This window comes from Streptomyces sp. NPDC031379 (assembly GCF_055569615.1).
This window is the reverse complement of record NZ_JBVIIT010000024.1, coordinates 100,357-115,129: the sequence shown is the minus strand read 5'-3', so window position 1 is coordinate 115,129 and position 14,773 is coordinate 100,357. Positions and strand designations below refer to the sequence as shown.

The following is a 14,773-nucleotide window of genomic DNA, read 5'->3' as shown; positions in this document are numbered from 1 at the left end:
CTTGGGTCATGGCCGTGCAGATCAACCCCAGCATCCTGTCCGCCGACTTCGCCCGCCTCGCGGAGGAGGCCAAGGCGGTCCAAGGCGCCGACTGGCTCCATGTCGACGTCATGGACAACCACTTCGTCCCGAACCTGACGCTCGGCGTGCCGGTCGTGGAGTCCCTGGCCCGTGCGACGGACACCCCGCTGGACTGCCATCTGATGATCGAGGACCCCGACCGCTGGGCTCCCCAGTACATCGAGGCGGGGGCCTCGTCCGTCACCTTCCACGTGGAGGCCGCGGCCGCTCCCGTGCGGCTCGCCCGGGAGATCCGCGCCAAGGGTGCCCGCGCCTCGATGGCGCTCAGGCCGGCGACCCCGATCGAGCCGTTCGAGGACCTGCTGCCGGAACTCGACATGCTGCTGATCATGACGGTCGAGCCGGGCTTCGGCGGCCAGGCGTTCCTCGACATCATGCTGCCGAAGATCCGCCGCACCCGGGAGCTGATCGACAAGCACGGTCTCCAGCTCTGGTTGCAGGTCGACGGCGGTGTCTCGGCCTCGACGATCGAGCGGTGCGCGGACGCGGGAGCGGACGTGTTCGTCGCCGGCTCGGCCGTGTACGGGGCCGAGGACCCGGCCGAGGCGGTCCGTGCACTGCGCAGCCAGGCGGAGGCGTCCACCGCCAAGGCGTCGTGGGCATGCGACCACTGAGCCACAGGTAAATGAACGGTTAAGTGAACGGCGCCCATCAGGGCGGATCAGTTGCGCCGAATCTGCAAGGATGAACGGCGAATCCAGAGTGTGAACAGCAGTGAGGAGATCGCCGTGTCGGGTATGTCGGCGGGCCGGTCAGCCATGCGGATGGGACCCGCTGAGCTGGTGCAGGCGGCGGCCATGGCCCGCCGCTTCTACCTCGAGGGCAAGTCCAAGATCCAGATCGCGGAGGAGTTCGGCGTCAGCCGCTTCAAGGTGGCCCGGGTTCTGGAGACGGCTCTCGAACGGGATCTCGTACGCATCGAGATCCGTGTGCCGGCCGAGCTGGACGCCGAGCGCTCCGACGCGCTCCGCGCCCGCTACGGCCTGAGGCACGCCGTCGTGGTCGAGTCCCCGGCCGAGGCCGAGGAGACACCCGACCCCGAGAACCTCGGCGAGGTCGCCGCCGACCTGCTCGGCGAACTCGTCAACGAGGGGGACGTGCTCGGGCTGGCCTGGGGCCGGTCCACCATCCACATGGCGGCGGCGCTCGACCGGCTGCCGCCGTGCACGGTGGTGCAGCTGACGGGCGTGTACGACGCCGGGACCGCCGAGCGTGGCTCGGTGGAGGCCGTGCGCCGCGCCGCCCAGGTGTCGGGCGGTGACGCACACCCCATCTACGCGCCGATGCTGCTGCCGGACGCGGCCACCGCGGCGGCGCTGCGCCACCAGACCGGGATCGCCCGGGCCTTCGAGTACTTCGACAAGGTCACGGTCGCCTGCGTCTCCATCGGTTCCTGGGAGCCGGGCATCTCGACGGTGCACGACATGCTCAGCGACGAGGAGCGCGCGCACTACGCCTCGCTCGGTGTCGCCGCCGAGATGTCCGCGCACCTCTTCGACGCCGAGGGGCGCCGGATCGGGCGCGACCTGGGGGAGCGGTGCATCACGGTCAAGGCCGACCAGCTGCGCCGTGTCCCTGAGGTCGTGGCGATCGCCGGCGGTCAGCGCAAGGCGGCCGCTATCGACGCGGTGCTGCGCTCGGGGCTGGTCACCAGCCTGGTGACCGACACCTCCGCCGCCGACTACCTGATGACGGCGGGGCCGGCGCCGAAGCCCGCGCTGAGCCGCGCGGACCCCGACGGCTCCTGAGAGGTCCTTCCCCCGGGTGCTTCCTGCGGGTCGTGACGGCGCCTGGGCGGGACGGCCGTGGCAGCATCGTCGGCATGCTGCTGCGGCTCGTCCCCCGCGTCCCTCGTGTCCCTCGCGTGCTCGCGGGACTGCTGGTCTGTCTCTCCGTCCTGCTGACCGGCTGCTCGTCCCCCACGGGCACCGCCAGCGCCTCGAGCGTGTCCACCCCGGCGTGGGCGAAGGGCATGCCCACCGTCGAGGAGTCCCGGCTCCCCGCCGAGGCCCGCGACACGCTCGCCCTCATCGACCAGGGAGGCCCCTATCCGTATTCCAGGGACGGGATCGTCTTCGGGAACCTCGAGGGCCGTCTGCCGGGGCACCCGCGCGGCTACTACCACGAGTACACCGTCAAGACCCCCGGCGTCCAAGGCCGCGGGGCCCGGCGCATCGTCACCGGGCAGGGCGGGGAGTTCTTCTACACCGATGATCACTACACGTCGTTCCGGGCGGTGCTGAGATGAGCGAAGACCTGGCGGGCCGTTTCCTGGTCGCGCTGGACCTCGACGGGGTCGGGGACAAGGCCGGTCTGATGGACCGGGTCGCCCGGGCCCTCCAACTGCCCGACTGGTTCGGCCGCAACTGGGACGCGCTGGCCGATTCGCTCTCCGACCACACCGTCTGGCCCGAGGGCGCCGTCGAGCAGGGGCTGCTGATCGTCGTGCGCGGCTGGCAGGCGTACGCAGAGGCGCACCCGGAGGAGTGGCGGATCGCGCAGGACGTGTTCACCGAGGCGGCGGATCGCACTTCCTCCCTCGCCGTCGTCCTGTCCCTTGGAGGTTCCTCCTAGGTGATCGGCGGGCACCCTGGATGTTCTGTCGGGGCATGACACCGGCCCCGACATGGGAGAATTAAGTACGTGCTCTTTCCCCCTGGCACACCTGTCCGGGGGTCACCTCTGATCGACTGGGATGTGCAGCACGTGCGTTTCCTCAATGACATCCAGCCCGCGTACGACCTGACGTACGACGACGTGTTCATGGTGCCGAGCCGCTCCGCGGTGGGCTCGCGTCAGGGCGTGGACCTCAGCTCGCCGGACGGCACGGGCACCACGATCCCGCTCGTCGTCGCCAACATGACCGCCATCGCCGGCCGCCGCATGGCCGAGACGATGGCCCGCCGCGGCGGCCTGGTGGTCATCCCGCAGGACATCCCGATCGACGTGGTCACCGATGTCGTCTCCTGGGTGAAGAGCCGCCACCTGGTGCTCGACACCCCGATCGTGCTGGCCCCGCACCAGACGGTCGCCGACGCCCTGGCGTTGCTGCCCAAGCGGGCGCACAACGCCGGCGTGGTCGTGGACGACGACCACCGGCCCGTCGGTGTCGTCACCGACGCGGACCTCACCGGCGTCGACCGCTTCACCCAGCTCGAAGTGGTCATGTCGAAGGACCTGCTGCTCCTCGACGCCGACATCGACCCGCGCGAGGCCTTCAACACCCTCGACACGCACAACCGGCGCTACGCCCCTGCCGTGGACAAGGACGGCAGGCTCGCCGGCATCCTCACCCGCAAGGGCGCCCTGCGCGCCACGCTGTACACCCCGGCCGTCGACGCGCGGGGCAAGCTGCGCGTCGCCGCGGCCGTCGGCATCAACGGCGACGTCGCGGGCAAGGCCAAGCAGCTGCTCGACGCGGGCGTGGACACGCTCGTCATCGACACCGCGCACGGCCACCAGGAGTCGATGATCAGCGCCGTCAAGGTGGTGCGCGCCCTCGACCCGGAGGTGCCGATCGTCGCGGGCAACATCGTCTCCGCCGAGGGCGTCAAGGACCTGATCGACGCCGGCGCGGACATCATCAAGGTCGGTGTGGGCCCCGGTGCCATGTGCACCACCCGCATGATGACCGGCGTGGGCCGGCCGCAGTTCTCCGCGGTCCTGGAGTGTGCCGCCGAGGCGAAGAAGTACGGCAAGCACGTGTGGGCCGACGGCGGTGTCCGCCACCCGCGCGACGTGGCCATGGCTCTCGCGGCCGGCGCGTCCAACGTGATGGTCGGATCCTGGTTCGCGGGCACGTACGAGTCGCCGGGCGACCTCCAGCACGACGCCAACGGCCGTGCCTACAAGGAGTCGTTCGGCATGGCCTCCGCGCGTGCCGTGGCCAACCGCACGTCGGAGGAGTCGGCGTACGACCGCGCCCGCAAGGCGCTGTTCGAGGAGGGCATCTCCACCTCCCGCATGTTCCTCGACCCGGCCCGCCCGGGCGTCGAGGACCTGATCGACTCGATCATCGCGGGCGTCCGCTCCTCCTGCACCTACGCCGGTGCCGGCTCCCTCGAGGAGTTCGCCGAGAAGGCCATAGTCGGCATCCAGAGCGCGGCCGGCTACGCCGAGGGCAAGCCGCTGCACGCCAGCTGGAGCTGAGCCGACTCCCTTCCCCACGGCCCCCGTTCTCCCGACACCCGGGATGAGCGGGGGCCGTCGGCATACCCGGGGCCCGACGGTGGCCCGGAGGCTGCAGTGCGCGGTCCCTGGACAGCCGGGCAACGGCCCCAGGGGGACCGCTGTGCAACGGTCGACAGTCCGTGCGCAACGATTTGGCATTCCGGTGCGATGAACGCAATGATCATGCGGGCATGCGCAAGGTTGCTGCATTACGCCCGTGAACCGGACCCCCGTAGGGTGCTGCGCTGTACGTGGTGTGGCGGGGACTCCGCTCGGCGGGTTCCTGCCCTGGGCAGTGCCGCCGGTCCCCGCCCGCAAATGACCGGCAGCGATAAGGAGCCAGCGCGTGCTCGACCATGGCGCACCCCCGCAGAACCAGAGAACGGCCGCCCCCGCGTCCCCGGGCGTCGCCGCGCGCCTCATGCGTCGCAAGCCCGTGGAACACCTGGTCGCGGAGGGCGGCCAGGGTGAGGGAGGGTCGCTGAGGCGGTCCCTCGGGCTGTGGCAGCTGACCATGATCAGCATCGGTGCCACCCTCGGCACCGGCATCTTCGTCGTCCTCGGCGACGCCGTTCCGGAGGCCGGCCCCGCGGTCACCCTGGCCTTCGTGATCGCCGGCCTCACGGCTCTCTTCTCGGCCCTGTCGTACGCCGAGCTGGCGGGCAGCATCCCGGTCGCCGGCTCCTCCTACTCGTATGCGTACGCAACGCTGGGCGAGCTGGTCGCCTGGGTCTGCGGCTGGTGTCTCGTCCTGGAGTACGGCGTGTCGGTGGCCGCCGTCGCCGTCGGCTGGGGCGAGTACCTCAACGAGCTGCTCGACGGCACCATCGGTGTCACCATCCCGAGCGCCCTGTCCTCGGCCCCGGGCGAGGGCGGCATCATCAACCTGCCCGCCCTGATCGTCGTCCTGCTGGCGATGGTGTTCCTGCTGGGCGGCGCGCGTGAGTCCGCCCGCGCCAACACGATCATGGTCTGCGTGAAGATCGCCGCCCTCGTGCTGTTCTGCGCGGTCGGCTTCATGGGCTTCAAGTCCGGCAACTACGCCGACTTCATGCCGCTCGGCATGACGGGCGTCAGCGCCGCCGGTGCCACGCTGTTCTTCTCGTACATCGGCTTCGACGCCGCCTCCACCGCCGGTGAGGAGGCGAAGAACCCGAAGCGGGACCTGCCGCGGGCGATCATGCTGTCGCTGATCATCGTGACCGCGCTGTACGTGCTCGTCGCGGGTGTCGCCGTCGGCGCCTGGAACTGGAAGAAGTTCGACGGTTCGGAGGCGACCCTCGCCGCGATCATGAACGACGTCAGCGGCCAGACCTTCTGGGGCACCCTGCTCGCGCTGGGCGCGGTCATCTCCATCGCCAGCGTGGTGCTCACCGTGCTCTACGGCCAGACCCGCATCCTCTTCGCGATGTCCCGTGACGGCCTGGTGCCGAAGTCGCTCGGCAAGATCCACCCGAAGACCGGCGCTCCCCGTCTCAACACGGTGATCGTGTCCCTCTTCTGCGGCGTGCTCGCCGCCCTCATACCGCTGGGCAAGCTCGTCGACGCCACCAGCATCGGCACGCTGTTCGCCTTCGGTCTGGTCAACGTCGCGGTGATCGTGCTGCGGTACAAGCGCCCGGAGCTGGAGCGCACGTTCAAGGTGCCGTTCGGCCCGGTCCTGCCGGTGCTGGGCTTCCTGTTCTGTGCCTACAACATGTTCAGCCTCGACACCATCACCTGGGTCGTCTTCGGATGCTGGATGGCCGTGGGGCTCGTGTTCTACTTCGTATACGGCTATCGCCGTTCCCGTCTCGCGACCGATGAGGCTCTCGCGGTGGCGGCAGAGAAGTGACCGAACCGAAGAAGTGAACCACCCCCTGTGCTGAACGATCTCGACGAACGCATCGTGCACGCCCTCGCCGAGGACGCCCGCCGCTCCTACGCGGACATCGGGCAACTGGTCGGCCTGTCCGCGCCCGCCGTGAAGCGGCGCGTGGACAGGCTGCGCGCCACCGGAGCCATCACCGGATTCACCGTCCGGGTCGACCCGGCGGCGCTCGGCTGGGAGACCGAGGGGTTCATCGAGATCCACTGCCGGCGCAACACCTCGCCGGAGACCATCCAGCGAGGTCTGGAGCGCTACCAGGAGGTCGTGGCCGCGTCGACCGTCACCGGCGACGCGGACGCGATCGCCCAGGTCTTCGCCTCCGACATGCGCCACTTCGAGCGCGTGCTGGAGCGCATCGCCGGCGAGCCGTTCGTGGAACGCACCAAGTCGGTGCTGGTCCTCTCACCGCTGCTGCGCCGGTTCTCGTCCGGGGCGCCGGGCTAGGCAGCAGGCGCGTGACCCAGGGTTACCGCAGGTCACCATTGCGGCGCCGGTGTCCATCCCGTAGGTTGTGCCGCACTTTCTACTGACTGGTAACACCGGCAGGTACCTCATGCGCTGGCCCCTCGGCCGTCCCACCACCGTCCGTTCGCGGATCGTGGCGCTCGCGCTCGCACCGGCCCTGGCCCTGCTGGCCCTGTGGAGCTTCGCCATGGTGTCCGTCACCGCCGAACTGCGGGCGCTGATCCGGCTCCAGGGGGTGTACGAGGACTTCGGCACCCCCGTGGACACCGCGATCGGGCAGATCCAGATCGAGCGCCGGATGTCCGCCGCCTACCTGGGCGCCCGCCTCGACACCGGCACCGCCGGGCAGTTGCTCGGGCAGCAGCGCCGTACCGACCGGGCCGTCGACGCCATGCGGCAGGCGATCCGGGGCGGTGACCGCGACCGGCTCACCGAGCGGCAGCGGCAGGCCCTGGAGACCATGGTCACGGCCACCGGCCGGCTGGAGGGACTGCGCGAGCGCGTGCTCTCCCGGGACATCAGCTGGGACCGGGCCGTCGACGAGTACAGCGCGCTCGTGGAGCCCGGCTTCGACGTGCAGTCCACGCTCACCGCCCTGCAGGCCGGACAGCTCGCCCGTGAGGCGCAGGTCGTCACCGAGCTGGTCCGGGTGCGGGAGTTCGTGTCCCGGGAGGACGCCCTCGTCGCGGGCGCCCGGGCGGCCGGCACGCTCACCGACCGGCAGTACGACAGCCTGACCGCGACCGTCGAGGACCGGCGCGTCTTCGAGCGGACGTACGTACCGGACCTGCCCGCCGACTCGCGGGCCCTGTTCGAGCGCTTCCGGCAGGACGACCTGCACCGCTCGCTGGTGCGGGGCGAGGACGCGCTGCTGCGGGCCGGCGCCGCCGGGGCCGGGCGGGCCGTCGCCGCCGACACCTGGCGCTCGACCACCGACCGGGCCGTCAAGCGGTACATGCGGCTGTGCACCGAGTCCGCCGAGAACTCCGCCGCGCGCGGGCGGGCCTTCGCCTACCGGGAGCTGACGAAGGCGGCCGTCGTCGGAGCGGCCGGGCTGGCCGCCGCGGCCCTGTCGCTGTGGTTCGCCGTACGCGGCGCCCGGCGCGTCTCGCGCCGTCTGGAGACCCTGCGGGACGCGGCCGATGTGCTGACACAGCGTCAGCTGCCCGACGTCATGCGCCGGTTGAGTGCCGGTGAGGAGGTCGACGCGGTCACCGAGGCGCCTCCGCTCGCCGCCGACGAGGTGCGCGACGACGAGATCGGGCAGGTCGGCCGGTCCTTCAACACCGCGCGCCTCGCCGCCATGGAGGCCGCCGTCAAGCAGGCCACCCTGCGCCGGGGCCTGTTCGCGGTGCTGCTCAACATCGCCCGGCGCAACCAGGCGCTGGTGCACCGGCAGTTGAAACTCGTCGACACGCTGGAACGGCGTACCGAGGATCCGGACGTCCTGCGCGAGCTGTTCCGCATCGACCACCTGACCACGCGCATGCGCCGGCACGCGGAGAGCCTGATCATCCTCTCCGGGGCCACGCCCGGCCGCCGCTGGCGCCGGCCGGTGCCCGTCGCGGACGTCGTGGCCTCCGCCGTCGGCGAGATCGAGGACTACGCGCGCGTGGTGGTGCCGCCGATGCGGGAGGCGGGCGTGGCGGCGGACGCGGTCGCCGACGTCGTCCACCTCGTCGCCGAACTGCTCGAGAACGCGACCGTGTTCTCGCCGCCGCACACCCAGGTCACCCTGCGCACCGGGTGGGTCGGCAGCGGATTCGTCCTGGAGATCGACGACCGGGGCCTGGGCCTCGACGCCGGCCAGCGGGCGGAGGCCCACCGCACGCTCACCGACCCCGACGCCTTCGACCCGACCCGCCACGACCGGCTCGGCCTGTACGTCGTCGGCCGCCTCGCCGCCCGCCACGGCATCGAGGTGACCCTGCGCGACTCGCCCTACGGCGGCACGACGGCGGTGGTACTGCTGCCGGAGAGCGTGCTGGCGGTGGCAGAGCCGGCGGGGGCACCGCAGGGGGTACGGCACGAGGGGAGCGGTGCACCGGAGCCGGGGAGGGGCGCACCGCCGGCGGCGGCCGGCGTACGGGAAGCGTCCGAGGCACCGGGGCCGCGGCCCGTCGAAGGGGCCGTCGCGTTGCGGGAGTTGCCGTCGAGGAAGCGGACCGGTGCCGTTTCCGCGGATCAGGACCCCGCGCGGCAGTCGCCCCTGGGTCACCGGCCCCCCGGAAAACTGCCCGCGACCGCCCCCGCCCTGCCCACCCGGACCCGTCAGGCCTCCCTCGCCCGGGAACTGCGTGACGAACCGGCACCGCCCGGGACCACGCCCGAACGCGAGGTCGACGCCGAGGAGATGCGCGCGATCTTCGGCGCCTTCCAGCGCGGCCTGGACCGCGGCCGCAAGGGCCTGCCGGCGGCCACCGGTGCCGATGACGCGGCCACCCGCACCGTCGAAGCGGCCACCCGCACCGATGACGCGGCCACCCGCACCGTCGAAGCGGCCACCCGCACCGACGACGCGGCCGCCCCCACCGACCGCACGATCACCCACGCCGACGAAAGGACCGACACCGACGATGCCCGGTGATGACCAGAACCCCGAGCGGGACGACGCGCTCGCCGGCGCGCCCGGTACGGATCTCGGCTGGCTGCTGGACGACCTGGTGGCGCGTACCGACCACGTCCGCCAGGCCGTGCTGCTCACCGCCGACGGCCTGCCGCTCAGCAGCTCGGCCGGCATGCGCCGGCGGGACATCGAGCACCTGGCCGCCGTCTGCTCCGGCTTCCACGGTCTGGCCAGGTCGGCGGGGGAGCGGTTCGAGGCGGGGCAGGTACGGCAGACCATGGTGATGCTGGACGACGCCTACCTCTTCATCACCCCGGCGGGACACGGCAGCCGGCTCGCCGTGCTCAGCGAGGCCCGTACCGACGTCGGCCAGCTCGCCCACGAGATGGCCCTGCTCGTCCGCCGACTCGGCCGCCACCTCGACGCCGCCGCCCGCTCGGCCCCCTGATGCCGCGGTGAGCGACGAGCACTGGTACGAGGACGAGACGGGGTCGATGGTGCGCCCGTACACGGTGACCCGGGGCCGCACCCGGCCCGAGGGACGGCAGACCATCGACCTGATGTCCCAGGTCACCGCGGTGGACGCCGACGGGCCGGGGCCCGCCGTCGACCACGCCCGTGCCACGCTGCTCGACCTGATCCGGCGCGGCCCCCGCCCCGTGGTGGAGCTGGCCGCGGACGCCGACCTGCCGCTGACCGTCGTCCGTGTCCTCCTCGGCGACCTGGCCGAGGCACGTCTGATCCGCATCGACGAGCCCCGCCGGCTGATGCCCGGCGGCCCGGCCGCCGACCCGGGGCTGCTACGGGAGATCGTGGAGCGGCTACGGCTGATCTAGGCCTCTCCGGTACCGGAGGCGCCTGCATCAGCCGTAACCACCCCACGACCTCCTCCCGGCGCCCATCAGCCGTGACCCCCACGACCTCCCCGCAGCGCCCCCGAGGAGCAGGTGGGACAGGTTGCTGCGGAAGGTCCGGAAACCCACCCGTCCCACCCGCGCCCCGGAGGGACGGGCACCGCTTTCGGGTGCGCGCAACGAATCGCCGTCCGGAGCCCCCCGCACGCAACGATCCGCGCACCGGCGCGCAACGGGTCCTTCTTGTCCGGCCGAGCGCGCCGACCGTACCTTCTTTCTGGCCCCCCAAAACCCCCGTTCCGGTGAGGATCACGCATGCGCACCGCCCTGCTCCAGAGCTCCGGCCGCCCCGGCTCCGTCGCCGAGAACCTCAAGGTCCTCGACGAGGCCGCGGGCCGTGCCGCCGCCGCGGGCGCCGCGCTGCTGGCCGCCCCGGAGATGTTCCTGACCGGGTACGCGATCGGCGACGGCATCGCCCGCCTCGCCGAGCCCGCCGACGGTGACTCCGCCGACGCGATCGCCGACACCGCCACCCGGCACGGCGTCGCGATCGCCTACGGCTACCCGGAGCGCGACGGCGAGACCGTCTACAACTCCGCCCAGCTGATCTCCGCCGACGGCACCCGGCTCGCGAACTACCGCAAGACCCACCTCTTCGGCTGCTTCGAGCGCGACCACTTCACGCCGGGCGAGCAGCCGGTCGTCCAGGCCGAGCTGAACGGCCAAACCGTGGGCCTGATGATCTGCTACGACGTCGAGTTCCCGGAGAACGTCCGCGCCCACGCCCTGGCCGGCACCGACCTCCTCGTCGTGCCGACCGCGCAGATGCACCCCTTCCAGTTCGTCGCCGAGTCGATGATCCCGGTGCGCGCCTTCGAGAACCAGATGTACGTCGCCTACGTCAACCGGGTCGGGCAGGAAGGCGAGTTCGAGTTCATCGGCCTCTCCGTCCTGGCCGGTCCCGACGGCGTCGCCCGCACCCGCGCCGGCCGCGCCGAACAGCTCGTGATCGCCGACGCCGACCCCGCCTTCCTGGCGGCCTCCCGCGAGGCCAACCCGTACCTGGAGGACCGCCGCCCCGGTCTGTACGGGTCCCTGGCCTGAGCCGCCGTAGGCCCCGGAAAAAGCCTCCCCCCTGTTTCACCTCGCGCAAGGAGTCCGTACCCCATGACGTCCACGGTGCCCAACGCCGTCGAGCACACCGACGAGCAGCAGCCGCCGATCACCATGTTCGGCCCGGACTTCCCCTACGCCTACGACGACTTCCTCGCGCACCCGGCGGGCCTCGGTCAGATCCCCGCGACCGAGCACGGCACCGAGGTCGCGGTCATCGGCGGCGGTCTGTCCGGCATCGTGGCCGCCTACGAGCTGATGAAGATGGGCCTCAAGCCCGTCGTCTACGAGGCCGACCAGATCGGCGGCCGGCTGCGCACGGTCGGCTTCGAGGGCTGCGACGATTCGCTGACCGCCGAGATGGGCGCGATGCGCTTCCCGCCGTCCTCCACCGCCCTCCAGCACTACATCGACCTGGTGGGACTCGAGACCCGCTCCTTCCCCAACCCGCTGGCCGAGGCGACGCCCTCGACCGTCGTCGACCTCAAGGGCGAGTCGCACTACGCCGAGACGATCGACGACCTGCCCCAGGTGTACCGGGACGTCGCCGACGCCTGGAACAAGTGCCTGGAGGAGGGCGCCGACTTCTCCGACATGAACCGCGCCATGCGCGAACGGGACGTCCCGCGCATCCGCGAGATCTGGGCGAAGCTGGTCGAGAAGCTGGACAACCAGACCTTCTACGGCTTCCTCTGCGACTCCGAGGCCTTCAGGTCCTTCCGGCACCGCGAGATCTTCGGCCAGGTCGGCTTCGGCACCGGCGGCTGGGACACCGACTTCCCGAACTCCATCCTGGAGATCCTGCGCGTCGTCTACACCGAGGCCGACGACCACCACCGCGGCATCGTCGGCGGCTCCCAGCAGCTGCCGCTGCGCCTGTGGGAGCGCGAGCCGGAGAAGATCGTCCACTGGCCCTACGGCACCTCGCTGAAGACCCTGCACGTCGACGGCGAGCCCCGGCCGGCCGTGACCCGGCTGCACCGCACCGCGGGCAACCAGATCACCGTGACCGACGCGAACGGCGACATCCGCACCTACAAGGCGGCGATCTTCACCGCCCAGTCGTGGATGCTGCTGTCCAAGATCGCCTGCGACGACTCGCTCTTCCCGATCGACCACTGGACCGCGATCGAGCGCACCCACTACATGGAGTCCTCGAAGCTCTTCGTACCCGTGGACCGGCCCTTCTGGCTGGACAAGGACGAGGAGACCGGCCGGGACGTCATGTCGATGACGCTGACGGACCGCATGACCCGCGGCACCTACCTGCTGGACGAGGGGCCGGACAAGCCCGCCGTGATCTGCCTGTCCTACACCTGGTGCGACGACAGCCTGAAGTGGCTGCCGCTGTCCGCGAACGAGCGGATGGAGGTCATGCTGAAGTCGCTCGGCGAGATCTACCCGAAGGTCGACATCAGGAAGCACATCATCGGCAACCCGGTGACCGTCTCCTGGGAGAACGAGCCCTACTTCATGGGCGCGTTCAAGGCCAACCTGCCGGGTCACTACCGCTACCAGCGGCGCCTGTTCACGCACTTCATGCAGGACCGGCTGCCCGAGGACAAGCGGGGCATCTTCCTCGCCGGCGACGACATCTCCTGGACGGCCGGCTGGGCCGAGGGCGCCGTCCAGACCGCGCTGAACGCGGTCTGGGGGGTCATGCGCCACTTCGGTGGCGAGACCGACGCGGTCAACCCGGGCCCGGGTGACGTCTACGACGAGATCGCGCCCGTGGAGCTTCCCGAGGACTGACCGGGAGCCGAGAACCAGGGCGCGGGCGGCCGGCCTCAGACTCCGGCCGCCCGCGCCTTCTCCAACACCTCGGCGGCGATGTCCTTCAGTTCCTCCGCGTCCCGCGCGAGGCTCTGGAGGTCCACCATGATCTCCTCGAAGCCGATCTGCGCGTGCGCGACCAGATCCTCGATGGTCTGGTCCACACGCGCCTGGAAGAGCCGCCGGCCGACGCCCTCGTGCGCCCTGGGCAGGCGGAAGCTGTTCACCCGCAGGACCGTGCGGATCGGCTCCACGCGGCCCCGCTCCTGCGCCAGTTCCCGCAACTGGCGCCAGTGGGCTGCGATCGCCTCCGGTTCTCCGATGTTCACCGGCAGCCACCCGTCGGCGTGGTCCACGAGCCGCCGCCAGGCCCGCCTGTTGCCCGCGGCGAGCATGATCGGAATCGGCCGGGCCGGCTTGGGCCCCACGACCGCCGGAGAGATCTTGGTGAGGGGTCCGTCGTGGACGACCGGATCCGGCCCCCACACCTTCCGGCACACCTCGATGACCTCGTCCAGCACCGCGCCGCGCTCCTCGAAGGGCCGGACGCCCGAAGCCGCGTACTCGTCCAGGGACCAGCCCGTGCCGAAGCCCGCGATCACCCGGCCGCCGCTCGCCGCGTCCAGTGAGGCCAGGGCCTTGGCCAGCTGGAACGGCACGTGCAGCGGCGCCACCAGGACACTGGTGCCCAGCCGGACCCGCTCCGTGGCCGCCGCCGCCAGCGTGAGCGTGACCAGCGGGTCCGCCGTGTTCCGGTACTGGTCGGGCCAGGCCATGCCCTCGATGCCGTACAGGTCCTGCGTGGCCGGCTCGGGGAACAGGGCCCGCTCGAAGACCCACACGCTCTCGTAGCCGATCCGTTCGGCGGCGCGCGCCACGTCGGGCACGTCCCTGCCGAGGGCGTACTGCTGCATCTGGGGAAGACCGAGACCGAGCCTGGTCGCCATACGGCTGCTCCTTAGCAATCGGGTACGCGGCGGCAACGTCCCGCGATCATCCGCGGTTTCCGAAGGGCGCGCCGAGCGCAGAGATCAGGCCATGTCAGCAGGCCAGGGGCGTCAGCAGCATCCGGCCGGCGAAGCCCACCGCCGCGTCCAGCCGCTCGGTGAACTCCTCGGCCACGTCCTCGAACCGGCGCAGGGTCCACAGGGCCCGGGCCGCCGCCCAGGTCGCGTCCCGGGCCCGCTCCAGGCTCCAGGAGCCCAGCAGATGGGTGAGCGGGTCGGCGATCTGGAGCAGGTCGGGGCCCGGCATCAGATCCTCGCGGATGCGCTCCTCCAGCGAGACGAGGAGGTCGCCCACGCGATCGAACTCGTCCTCGAGTTCGGCCGGATCGCAGCCGAGCGTACGACAGGTGTCCACCACGGCGAGCGCCAGATCGTGTCCGATGTGCGCGTTGATGCCCGCCAGCGCGAACTGCAGTGGCCGTACGCCGGGATGGCGGCGCAGCTGGAACAGCGGCCGCCAGCAGGCGGGCGGACGGCGGTCCGCGGTCGCCGCGTCGACCGCCGCCAGGTACCGCTCGGCGAACCGTACGTCCAGCGTGATCGCCGCTCGCGGGTCGGTGAACCCGCCGCTGTCCAGGCGCCGGTCGATCTCCTCGGTGACGGCGAGGTAGACGCGGTTGAACACGGCGACCCCGTCCCGTTCGGGCAGTGCTGCGTCCAGCGTCCGCATCCGGGAGACGACCGCGTCGACGGGAGTGGTGAAGTGTTCCGACCGGGCCATGGGGGAAGGGTCCCAGCCCTAGGCTGACCGGCGTGCCGACCGGCCCGGTGCTTCGCCGGAACGGGGGAACGCCGGCGGACGCGAGGGGGGGCAGGACGGTGTCAGGCTTACGTGCCCGGCGCCTGGCCGAGCGGCGGGCCGCGCGCAGGCGTG

14 protein-coding genes are annotated in these 14,773 nt (G+C 71.5%); 12 read left to right on the top strand and 2 right to left on the bottom strand.

Features of this window, described 5'->3' with window-relative positions; genetic code table 11:
- The first annotated feature begins 8 nt into the window (after positions 1–8).
- The 12 genes from rpe (at position 9) to ACZ5CW_RS30835 (ending at position 12,871) form a co-directional block, all read left to right on the top strand.
- A complete protein-coding gene (gene rpe, locus ACZ5CW_RS30890) occupies positions 9–695 on the top strand; it encodes a ribulose-phosphate 3-epimerase (RefSeq protein WP_468607139.1) in 687 nt (228 codons plus the stop codon).
- Positions 696–785: 90 nt separating this feature from the next.
- Complete coding sequence (locus ACZ5CW_RS30885; protein WP_468607137.1) at positions 786–1,829, top strand: sugar-binding transcriptional regulator; 1,044 nt, start codon at positions 786–788, stop codon at positions 1,827–1,829.
- 74 nt (positions 1,830–1,903) lie between these two features.
- Complete coding sequence (locus ACZ5CW_RS30880; protein WP_468607253.1) at positions 1,904–2,329, top strand: guanyl-specific ribonuclease; 426 nt, start codon at positions 1,904–1,906, stop codon at positions 2,327–2,329.
- Positions 2,326–2,655: a barstar family protein gene (locus ACZ5CW_RS30875; RefSeq protein WP_468607135.1), complete on the top strand. Its 330-nt coding sequence runs from the start codon at positions 2,326–2,328 to the stop codon at positions 2,653–2,655. Before ACZ5CW_RS30880 ends, ACZ5CW_RS30875 begins: the two co-directional genes overlap by 4 nt.
- A 132-nt stretch (positions 2,656–2,787) precedes the next feature.
- On the top strand, positions 2,788–4,230 hold the full coding sequence (locus ACZ5CW_RS30870; RefSeq protein ID WP_468607133.1) for a GuaB1 family IMP dehydrogenase-related protein: 1,443 nt from the start codon (positions 2,788–2,790) through the stop codon (positions 4,228–4,230).
- A 367-nt stretch (positions 4,231–4,597) separates the two neighbouring features.
- A complete protein-coding gene (locus tag ACZ5CW_RS30865) occupies positions 4,598–6,085 on the top strand; it encodes an amino acid permease (RefSeq protein WP_468607131.1) in 1,488 nt (495 codons plus the stop codon).
- A 27-nt stretch (positions 6,086–6,112) separates the two neighbouring features.
- The gene (locus tag ACZ5CW_RS30860; protein ID WP_067046378.1) at positions 6,113–6,565 is read left to right on the top strand and encodes an Lrp/AsnC family transcriptional regulator; all 453 of its coding nucleotides are present in this window, start codon (positions 6,113–6,115) and stop codon (positions 6,563–6,565) included.
- 109 nt (positions 6,566–6,674) lie between these two features.
- The gene (locus ACZ5CW_RS30855) at positions 6,675–9,173 is read left to right on the top strand and encodes a sensor histidine kinase (protein ID WP_468607129.1); all 2,499 of its coding nucleotides are present in this window, start codon (positions 6,675–6,677) and stop codon (positions 9,171–9,173) included.
- Positions 9,163–9,600, top strand: coding sequence for a roadblock/LC7 domain-containing protein (locus ACZ5CW_RS30850; protein ID WP_468607127.1), 438 nt, complete (start codon positions 9,163–9,165; stop codon positions 9,598–9,600). The genes ACZ5CW_RS30855 and ACZ5CW_RS30850 overlap by 11 nt, the downstream gene beginning before the upstream one ends.
- A 7-nt stretch (positions 9,601–9,607) precedes the next feature.
- Complete coding sequence (locus ACZ5CW_RS30845; RefSeq protein WP_468607125.1) at positions 9,608–9,988, top strand: DUF742 domain-containing protein; 381 nt, start codon at positions 9,608–9,610, stop codon at positions 9,986–9,988.
- A gap of 333 nt (positions 9,989–10,321) precedes the next feature.
- Positions 10,322–11,110: a carbon-nitrogen hydrolase family protein gene (locus tag ACZ5CW_RS30840; protein WP_468607123.1), complete on the top strand. Its 789-nt coding sequence runs from the start codon at positions 10,322–10,324 to the stop codon at positions 11,108–11,110.
- A 63-nt stretch (positions 11,111–11,173) separates the two neighbouring features.
- Positions 11,174–12,871, top strand: a complete 1,698-nt coding sequence (locus ACZ5CW_RS30835) for a flavin monoamine oxidase family protein (protein ID WP_468607121.1) — start codon at positions 11,174–11,176, stop codon at positions 12,869–12,871.
- A 35-nt stretch (positions 12,872–12,906) separates the two neighbouring features.
- Here the strand turns inward: ACZ5CW_RS30835 and ACZ5CW_RS30830 are convergent, their stop codons facing one another.
- Both ACZ5CW_RS30830 and ACZ5CW_RS30825 read right to left on the bottom strand, forming a co-directional pair.
- Positions 12,907–13,839: an LLM class F420-dependent oxidoreductase gene (locus ACZ5CW_RS30830; RefSeq protein WP_468607119.1), complete on the bottom strand. Its 933-nt coding sequence runs from the start codon at positions 13,837–13,839 to the stop codon at positions 12,907–12,909.
- 94 nt (positions 13,840–13,933) lie between these two features.
- The gene (locus tag ACZ5CW_RS30825) at positions 13,934–14,620 is read right to left on the bottom strand and encodes a DUF5995 family protein (RefSeq protein ID WP_468607117.1); all 687 of its coding nucleotides are present in this window, start codon (positions 14,618–14,620) and stop codon (positions 13,934–13,936) included.
- Positions 14,621–14,773 lie beyond the last annotated feature (153 nt).

Coding starts and splice junctions, on each gene's coding strand:
- ACZ5CW_RS30850 (WP_468607127.1), top strand. CDS start 9,163: ATGCCCGGTGATGACCAGAACCCCGAGCGGGACGACGCGCTCGCCGGC.
- ACZ5CW_RS30880 (WP_468607253.1), top strand. CDS start 1,904: ATGCTGCTGCGGCTCGTCCCCCGCGTCCCTCGTGTCCCTCGCGTGCTC.
- ACZ5CW_RS30835 (WP_468607121.1), top strand. CDS start 11,174: ATGACGTCCACGGTGCCCAACGCCGTCGAGCACACCGACGAGCAGCAG.
- ACZ5CW_RS30830 (WP_468607119.1), bottom strand. CDS start 13,839: ATGGCGACCAGGCTCGGTCTCGGTCTTCCCCAGATGCAGCAGTACGCC.
- ACZ5CW_RS30875 (WP_468607135.1), top strand. CDS start 2,326: ATGAGCGAAGACCTGGCGGGCCGTTTCCTGGTCGCGCTGGACCTCGAC.
- rpe (WP_468607139.1), top strand. CDS start 9: ATGGCCGTGCAGATCAACCCCAGCATCCTGTCCGCCGACTTCGCCCGC.
- ACZ5CW_RS30825 (WP_468607117.1), bottom strand. CDS start 14,620: ATGGCCCGGTCGGAACACTTCACCACTCCCGTCGACGCGGTCGTCTCC.
- ACZ5CW_RS30855 (WP_468607129.1), top strand. CDS start 6,675: ATGCGCTGGCCCCTCGGCCGTCCCACCACCGTCCGTTCGCGGATCGTG.
- ACZ5CW_RS30840 (WP_468607123.1), top strand. CDS start 10,322: ATGCGCACCGCCCTGCTCCAGAGCTCCGGCCGCCCCGGCTCCGTCGCC.